This is a genomic window from Streptomyces sp. NPDC001513 (assembly GCF_042894695.1).
Classification (GTDB): Bacteria; Actinomycetota; Actinomycetes; order Streptomycetales; family Streptomycetaceae; genus Streptomyces.
Window position 1 is genome coordinate 245,136 of record NZ_JBIAVU010000015.1, and the last position, 7,555, is coordinate 252,690.

Annotated in this window: 6 protein-coding genes; 2 read left to right on the forward strand and 4 right to left on the reverse strand. The window is 68.9% G+C overall.

The features are described from left to right. Positions 1–181: 181 nt before the first annotated feature. Together ACFYZ4_RS31270 and ACFYZ4_RS31275 are read left to right on the forward strand one after the other, a co-directional pair. Positions 182–1,075, forward strand: a complete 894-nt coding sequence (locus ACFYZ4_RS31270) for a RecB family exonuclease (RefSeq protein ID WP_351295685.1) — start codon at positions 182–184, stop codon at positions 1,073–1,075. A gap of 64 nt (positions 1,076–1,139) precedes the next feature. Next, complete coding sequence (locus tag ACFYZ4_RS31275) at positions 1,140–1,811, forward strand: response regulator transcription factor (RefSeq protein ID WP_030722859.1); 672 nt, start codon at positions 1,140–1,142, stop codon at positions 1,809–1,811. Positions 1,812–1,884: 73 nt separating this feature from the next. Here the strand turns inward: ACFYZ4_RS31275 and ACFYZ4_RS31280 are convergent, their stop codons facing one another. The 4 genes from ACFYZ4_RS31280 to ACFYZ4_RS31295 all read right to left on the reverse strand — a co-directional run. After that, a complete protein-coding gene (locus tag ACFYZ4_RS31280) occupies positions 1,885–3,468 on the reverse strand; it encodes an ABC transporter substrate-binding protein (RefSeq protein WP_351304464.1) in 1,584 nt (527 codons plus the stop codon). Between the two features lie 70 nt (positions 3,469–3,538). Continuing rightward, positions 3,539–5,143, reverse strand: a complete 1,605-nt coding sequence (locus ACFYZ4_RS31285) for an ABC transporter substrate-binding protein (protein ID WP_351594746.1) — start codon at positions 5,141–5,143, stop codon at positions 3,539–3,541. 570 nt (positions 5,144–5,713) lie between these two features. Next, positions 5,714–6,415 carry an HAD family hydrolase gene (locus ACFYZ4_RS31290; RefSeq protein ID WP_390785395.1) on the reverse strand — a complete coding sequence of 234 codons (702 nt, stop codon included), beginning with the start codon at positions 6,413–6,415 and terminating at the stop codon, positions 5,714–5,716. 111 nt (positions 6,416–6,526) lie between these two features. Next, the coding region (locus ACFYZ4_RS31295; RefSeq protein WP_390785396.1) for a vitamin B12 dependent-methionine synthase activation domain-containing protein at positions 6,527–7,555 on the reverse strand (1,029 nt) is incomplete at its 5' end.

Genomic DNA, 7,555 nt, shown 5'->3' on the forward strand with positions numbered 1-7,555 from the left:
GGTGTCTGCCACGGCTGTCCTTCGTTCCTCGGGGTCCCCCCGGACGGAGTCCCGGGGATCGGTGTTTCCAGTGTGGTCCGCAGTGCGTAAGCGGGCGGTGATGCTCCGATCATGCAGTGCGAGGGGGTCCGGCGTCGATGGTATGCGCGTGCTGTCGGTGGCGGGTCGTAGGGTTTTGTCCATGACGACGAGCCCCGGTGCTGTGCCTGGCGCAGCCGATGCCGTGACGCCGAGTGCTGTGGCGCCCGCTTCGCTCTCCCCTTCGCGGGCGAGCGATTTCATGCAGTGCCCCTTGCTGTACCGGTTTCGGGTGATCGACAAGCTGCCGGAGAAGCCCAGTGCTGCGGCTACCCGCGGGACGCTGGTGCATGCGGTGCTGGAGCGGCTCTTCGATCATCCGGCGTCGGAGCGGACGGCTCCGCGGGCGAAGGCGCTGGTCCCGGGGCAGTGGGACCGGTTGCTGGAGGCGAAGCCGGAGCTGACGGAGCTGTTCCCGGAGGGTGATGAGGGGGCGGGGCTGGCGCGGTGGCTGACGGAGGCGGAGGCGCTGGTCGAGCGCTGGTTCACGTTGGAGGACCCGACGCGGCTGGAGCCGGTGGAGCGGGAGTTCTTCGTGGAGACGGAGCTGGAGTCGGGGCTTCGGCTGCGGGGGATCATCGACCGGGTGGACGTGGCGCCGACGGGTGAGGTGCGGATCGTCGACTACAAGACGGGCAAGGCGCCGCGGCCGGAGTATGCCGAGGGTGCGCTGTTCCAGATGAAGTTCTACGCGCTGGTGGTGTGGCGGCTGAAGCAGGTGGTGCCGCGGCGGCTGCAGCTGGTGTATCTGGGCAGTGGGGACGTGTTGACGTACGACCCGGTGGTGGCGGACCTGGAGCGGGTGGAGCGGAAGCTGCTGGCGCTGTGGGAGGCGATCCGGGAGGCGACGGCGTCGGGTGAGTGGCGGCCGCGGCCGACGAAGCTGTGCGGCTGGTGTGATCATCAGGCGGTGTGTCCGGAGTTCGGGGGGACTCCCCCGCCGTATCCGCTGGTGATCGGACCTCGGCCGGGGTCGGAGCGCCCGGCGGAATCATGATCGTCGGATCAGGGCAGAATGGACGGGCCCGCCGTAGCCGTCCGACGAATACGAGGTAGACCCCGTGGCCATCCGCGTCCTGCTGGTCGACGACCAGCCACTTCTGCGCACCGGCTTCCGGATGATCCTGGAGGCCGAGGAGGACCTGGCGGTGGTGGGTGAGGCCGGGGACGGCTTGCAGGCGCTGGACCAGGTGCGGGCGTTGCAGCCCGATGTGGTGCTGATGGACATCCGGATGCCGCGGATGGACGGGGTGGAGGCGACCCGGCAGATCACGGGTCCGGGCCGGGACGGTCCGGCGAAGGTGCTGGTGCTGACCACGTTCGATCTGGACGAGTACGTGGTGGAGGCGCTGCGGGCGGGGGCGAGCGGGTTCCTGCTGAAGGACGCGCCGGCGGCGGAGCTGGTGCAGGCGATCCGGGTGGTGGCGGGTGGTGAGGCGATGCTCGCGCCGAGCATCACGCGGCGGCTGCTGGACAAGTACGCGGGGCATCTGCCGTCGGGTGAGGAGAGCGTCCCGGACACGTTGGGGACGTTGACCGAGCGTGAGGTCGAGGTGCTGAAGCTGGTGGCCCGGGGGCTGTCGAATGCGGAGATCGCGGCGGATCTGTTCGTGAGCGAGACGACGGTCAAGACGCATGTGGGGCACGTGCTGACGAAGCTGGGGCTGCGCGACCGGGTGCAGGCGGCCGTGTACGCGTACGAGAGCGGTCTGGTGCGTCCCGGCGCCCAGTAGGGGCGGGGGGAAGCGGAACGGGCCGGCAGCCGCGTGGTGCGGCTGCCGGCCCGTTGTGCGTGGCCCTGTCGGGTCAGCCCTTGCTGATCTCCCAGAAGCGGAAGACGGTCGAGGCGTCGAGGGACCACTGGAGGCCGTTCACGTTCTGGCGGGTGACGGCGTACTGCTTGCCCTGCCAGAGCGGGAGGATCGGGACCTCGTCGGCGACGATGTCCTGGAGCCGGTTGTAGTCGGTGTTGGCCGCGGTGCGGTCGGACTTCGCGGAGGTCGACGGGATGATCGTCCCGGTGATCTCCTTGTTGTCGTAGTTGTTGTGCAGGACGTTGTCCGGGCCGAAGAACGGCTGCGTGAAGTTGTCGGCGTCCGGGTAGTCGGGGACCCAGCCCTTCACGTAGACGCCGTACTTGCCGTCCTGGATGTCCTTCTCGTACTGCTCGAACTCGACGGACTTGACGTCGGCGTCGAACAGGCCGCTCTCGTTGAGCTGCTTGGCGATGACCTCGAACTGCTGGTCCGTGGAGGGGCCGTAGCGGGACGGGGTGGAGTACAGGGTCAGCTTGACCTTGCCGTTGATGCCGGCGGCCTTGAGGACGGCCTTGGCCTTCTCGGGCTGCGGGGTGCCGCCGTAGCGGTCGAAGAACGGGGTGGTGTGTCCGGCGATGCCGGTGGGGACGATGGAGTAGAGCGCGGTGGCGGTGCCCGCGTACACGTCCCTGACGAGGGCTTCGCGGTCCACGAGGTAGGCGATGGCCTTGCGGACGGGCAGCTTGCCGACGACGGGGTCGTTGACGTTGAAGACCATGTGCTCGACTTCGGCGCCGGTGCCCTGGACGACGTCGACCTTGTTGTCGCCGGTCTTGGTCGAGGCGAGGGCGGCGATGTCCTTGGCGGCGAGGCCGCGGAACGCGAAGTCCACGTCCCCGCTCTCGAGGACCTTCTTGAGGCCGGTCTGGTCGCCGTTGAAGAACTTCAGCGTGACGCCGGTGTTCTTGGCCTTGGCCTTGCCGCTGTAGGACTCGTTGACGGAGAAGGTGGCGCTCTTCTCGCTGAACGAGTCGAGCTTGTAGACGCCGGAGCCGATCGCCTTGTTGTCCGTGCGCAGCTTGTCGGCCGGGTACTCGCTGTGGTCGACGATGGAGCCCGCACCGGAGGCGATCTTGCTGGGGAAGGTCGCGTCGGAGGTCTTGAGGCGGAAGACGACGGTCTTGTCGTCGGGGGCGTCGATGCCGGCGATCGACGCGAGCATCACGGCCGGGCCGTTCTCGTCGTTGATCTTCAGGGTGCGCTCGAAGGAGAACTTGACGTCCTTCGAGGTGAGGGTGTGGCCGTTGCTGAACTTCAGGCCGTCCCGCAGGGTGCACTTGTAGAGCTTGCTGTCGCCGCCCTCGAAGGCGCAGGACTGCGCGGCGTCGGGCTCGGGGGTGGTGCCGCCCTTGGGGAAGCTCAGCAGCGACTGGAAGACGTTGTTGAAGAGCAGCCAGGAGCCCGGGTCGTAGCCGGAGGCCGGGTCGGTGGACTTCACCTTGTCGGATATGCCCATGACCACGCCCTTGCCGCTGCCGGCATTGGAGCCATCGGTCGAACCGCAACCGCTGAGCAGCGCGGCGGCGGTGGCTGCGCCGAGCGGGGCCGCCAGCCACTGGTTACGTCGATTCACGCGAACGTCCTTCACAGTCGAACTGTTTCGTTGCCCGGCTCGCGACACCCGCTGCCGGTCGTTGCCTTGCTCAGCCGCTTACGCCGCGGCCGAGCTCCCACAGCTGGAGGTCGGAGATGGCGTTGACCGACCACTCCACTCCGGTGATCCCGTCGCGTGCGGCGACGTACTGCTTGCCCTGCCACAGGGGCAGGACGGGTACGTCCTCGGCGACGATGTCCTGTATCTCCGTGATCGCGGGGACGGCGACGCCTCGGTCGGCCGCGCGCCGCGATTCGGGGATGAGCCTGGTGCGCACCGTGTTGTTGGCGTACGGCGTGCCCAGGAAGTTGTCCTGCTCCAGGAACGGGGCGAGGAAGTTGTCGGCGTCCGCGTAGTCGGGGAACCAGCCGAGCCCGTAGGCGGCGTGGTCGCCCTTCTTCTGCGCGGGGCGGAAGTCGGCCCACTCGCTGCCCTGGACGGTGATGTCGAAGAGCTGGGTGGAGTTGAGCTGGGCCTTGAGGGCCTCGAACTCGGCGGCCGTGCCGTCGCCGTAGTGGTCGTTGGTGTAGTGCAGCGTCAGCTTGACCGGGGTCTTGATCCCGGCTTCCTTCAGCAGTGCGGCGGCCTTGGCCGTGTTGGCCTCGCCGTACTTGTTGTAGAAGGAGTTGACGTGGCCGGTCACGGTGGTGGGGACCAGCGAGTAGAGCGGCTGCGCGGACTTGCCGTAGACCTTGGAGATCAGGGCGCCGCGGTCGACGGCGGCGGCGAGCGCCTGGCGTACGGCCTTGTCCTTGACGACGGGCGCCTCGGTGTTGAAGCCGATGTAGCGGATCTCCAGGCCGGGCATCGGGACGAGCTTGACGCCCTTGGGGGGCTGCGCGGAGAACTCGGTGATCTGGGCGGGCGACAGGGTGCGGGAGACCATGTGGATCTTCCCGTCGGTGAGTGCCTTGCCCATGGCCGGGGAGTCGGGGTAGGTGCGCAGTTCGACCTTGTCGTTCTGCAGCTTGAGGTCGCCCTTGTAGTGCGGGTTCTTGGTGAAGACGGCGCGGACCAGCTGGTTGCCCTTGACCTCGGCCTTCATCGTGTACGGGCCGGAGCCGTCCACGGCGAAGCCCTCGCGGAGCTTCTTGGCGTCGTAGTTCTTCTCGCTGACGATGCCGGCGGCGGGGGTGGAGAGCTTGAACGGGAAGGTCGCGTCCGGGGTCTTCAGGTGGAAGACGACGGTGTCGGCGCCCTTGACCTCGACGTTGTCGAGGGTGGAGAGCAGCGAGGACGGGCCGTTCTCGTCCTTGATGGCGAGGACGCGGTCGATGGAGAACTTGACGTCCTTGGCGGTGAGCGGCTCGCCGTCGGCGAACTTCAGCCCGGGGCGCAGGGTGCAGCGGTAGCTCTCGTTGCCGGTGTCGGTGAAGCGGCAGGCGGAGGCGGCTTCGGGGACGGGCTGGCCGCCGCCGCGCGGGGTGTGCATCAGCGTCTGGACGGTCTGGCGCAGGACGTTCCAGGCGCCGGCGTCGTAGGCGTAGGCCGGGTCGAAGGGGGCGGGAGCGTAGTCTGCGGCCTCGAACCGGTCGGTGGTCCCGACGACGATCGCTCCGGATCCTGCTCCTCCGCCGCTCGCGCTGCCGCATGCGGCGAGCACGGGGGTGAGCAGTCCGGCCGCGGCCGTCAGCACCAAGGTCTTGCGGTTCATGCTGGAAGTACTCCCTGTAACCGGCACTTGCTCAAAGCGGCGTAAAGGGCACTTCGCGGCGGTCGCCCGTTCAGGGCGGAACGATCGGGCCGGTGTAGTGACGATCGGTCCACGCGGTCCCGGCACAGGGGTGTGCGTCCGGGACGGCAGAGGTGCGGCGTAGTGCCCGCGCTGACATTAGTGGTCCGGGACGGGATGGCTGGAACTGGCCGGACTTGGGGTGTAATCGCACCGTGATGGGAGCGAACTGCCTGTTCATGCGCAGGGGTGCGCAGATTCGGTCAGGGACTGATCAATCCGGACACAAGGGAAGGCGCAGGGGGCCCCGAACCGGCATATGAGGGGGTTGGCGGGTGACCAAGGTCACTCTGAGCAACTGACCGGGACGGGATGGAATTTCAGCCTCCGGGGCCCGCGACGGAAGATCCTTCCGCCGGACCTCGATCCCGCAGGCGTTCCATTCGGTACGGAGCGTGCTCGGGGAATGCCGGTCCGTATCGGCACCCGCGCGTGGGCGCCGAGGTTGCCGTGGGTAACCAGAGGGTGGGGCGGGCAGGAGCGGGTGCCCGCTCAGTTCATCGAGGCGATGAGGGAGCGCAGGAACGCCAGGTCCACGTCCTCCAGGGAGCGCACGACCGTACGCCCCGGAGCCGGTTCGATCACGCCCACCGAGGGGATCGCCACGACCCGGCAGCCGGCGGCCTCGGCGGCCGCCACCCCGGTCCGGGTGTCCTCGATGACCGCGCAGCGCGAGGGGTGGGCGCCCAGCGTCCGCGCCGCGAGCAGGTACGGGTCGGGGTGCGGCTTGGTTCGGGCGACCTCGTCCCCGGCGACCGTCATCGTGAAGCGGTCGCGGCCCAGGGTGAGCAGGACCCGGTCGATGACCCGGCGGTGCGAGGCGGAGACGAGGGCGGTGGGCACGTTGTGCCGGGCCAGCTCGGCGAGCAGCCGCTCGGCGCCGGGCATCAGCGGCACCCGGTCGGCGATGCGGGCCTCGAAGCGCTCGTTGAGCAGGACGCTCAGCTCGGCGAGGCCGATGGCGGCGCCGGTCGCCTCGATCAGGAAGGTCGCGCTGCGGCTCATCGGGCCGCCGACGACCACGTCCCGCCAGGAGTCGTCGAGCCGGTGGCCGAGCTCCTGGAAGATCTCCGCCTCGATCTCCCACCAGAAGCCCTCGGTGTCGACCAGGGTGCCGTCCATGTCGAGCAGCACCGCCTGCAGGGCAGAGCCGTCGGCCGTACGGGCGACGGGGGCGGGAATGGTGCTCGTCATGCGCGTACCTCTCGGAGGGGACGAGAAGGCCGGTCACCTCTTCCCGCGGGGCATTCCCCGGGGAGCAGGCGACCGGCCTGTATGGGACCGACAAGTGTACGTCGGTTGACCTCAGCGTGCGTTGAAATACTTCGCTTCGGGGTGATGAATCACGATCGCGTCCGTGGACTGCTCCGGGTGGAGCTGGAACTCCTCCGACAGGTGGACGCCGATCCGCTCCGGCTGCAGGAGGTCGGCGATCTTGGCACGGTCCTCCAGGTCGGGGCAGGCGCCGTAGCCGAGCGAGAACCGGGCACCGCGGTACTTGAGGTCGAACATGTCTTCGACCTGGGTCGGGTCCTCGCCGCCGAATCCGAGCTCGGCGCGGACGCGGGCGTGCCAGTACTCGGCCATGGCCTCGGCGAGCTGGACGGAGAGGCCGTGCAGCTCCAGGTACTCGCGGTAGGAGTCGGATTCGAAGAGCTTGGCCGTGGCCTCGCCGATCTTCGAGCCGACGGTGACGACCTGGAGGCCGACCACGTCGGTCTCGCCGGACTCCTCCGGACGGAAGAAGTCGGCGAGGCACAGGCGGCGGCCGCGGCGCTGGCGCGGGAAGGTGAAGCGGGTCCGCTCGTTGCCGTCGTCGTCGAGGATGATCAGGTCCTCGCCCTTGGACACGCAGGGGAAGTACCCGTAGACGACCGCGGCCTCCAGGAGGTTCTCGGTGTGCAGCTTGTCCAGGAGACCGCGCAGCCGCGGGCGTCCCTCGCTCTCGACGAGCTCCTCGTACGTGGCCCCGCCGGCGCGGGCCTGCTTGAGGCCCCACTGGCCCTTGAAGAGGGCGCCCTCGTCGAGCCAGGAGGCGTAGTCCTTGAGCGGGATGCCCTTGACGACGCGGGTGCCCCAGAACGGCGGGGTGGGGACCGGGTTGTCGACGGACACGTCGGAGCGGCCGCCCGGCTCCTCGGGCTCCTCCACCTGGAGGGCGGGCGTGTCGCGCTTGGCGACGCGGCGCTGCTTGAGCTCGGGCAGGGAGGCGCCGGGGACGCCGCGCTTGACGGCGATGAGCGCGTCCATGAGGCGCAGGCCTTCGAAGGCGTCGCGGGCGTAGCGGACTTCGCCTTCGTAGATTTCGTGGAGGTCTTGTTCGACGTAGGCGCG

Bases quoted from the DNA above. Each gene is read 5' to 3' on its own strand.
- ACFYZ4_RS31270 (WP_351295685.1), top strand. From the start codon at position 182: ATGACGACGAGCCCCGGTGCTGTGCCTGGCGCAGCCGATGCCGTGACG.
- ACFYZ4_RS31285 (WP_351594746.1), bottom strand. From the start codon at position 5,143: ATGAACCGCAAGACCTTGGTGCTGACGGCCGCGGCCGGACTGCTCACC.
- ACFYZ4_RS31290 (WP_390785395.1), bottom strand. From the start codon at position 6,415: ATGACGAGCACCATTCCCGCCCCCGTCGCCCGTACGGCCGACGGCTCT.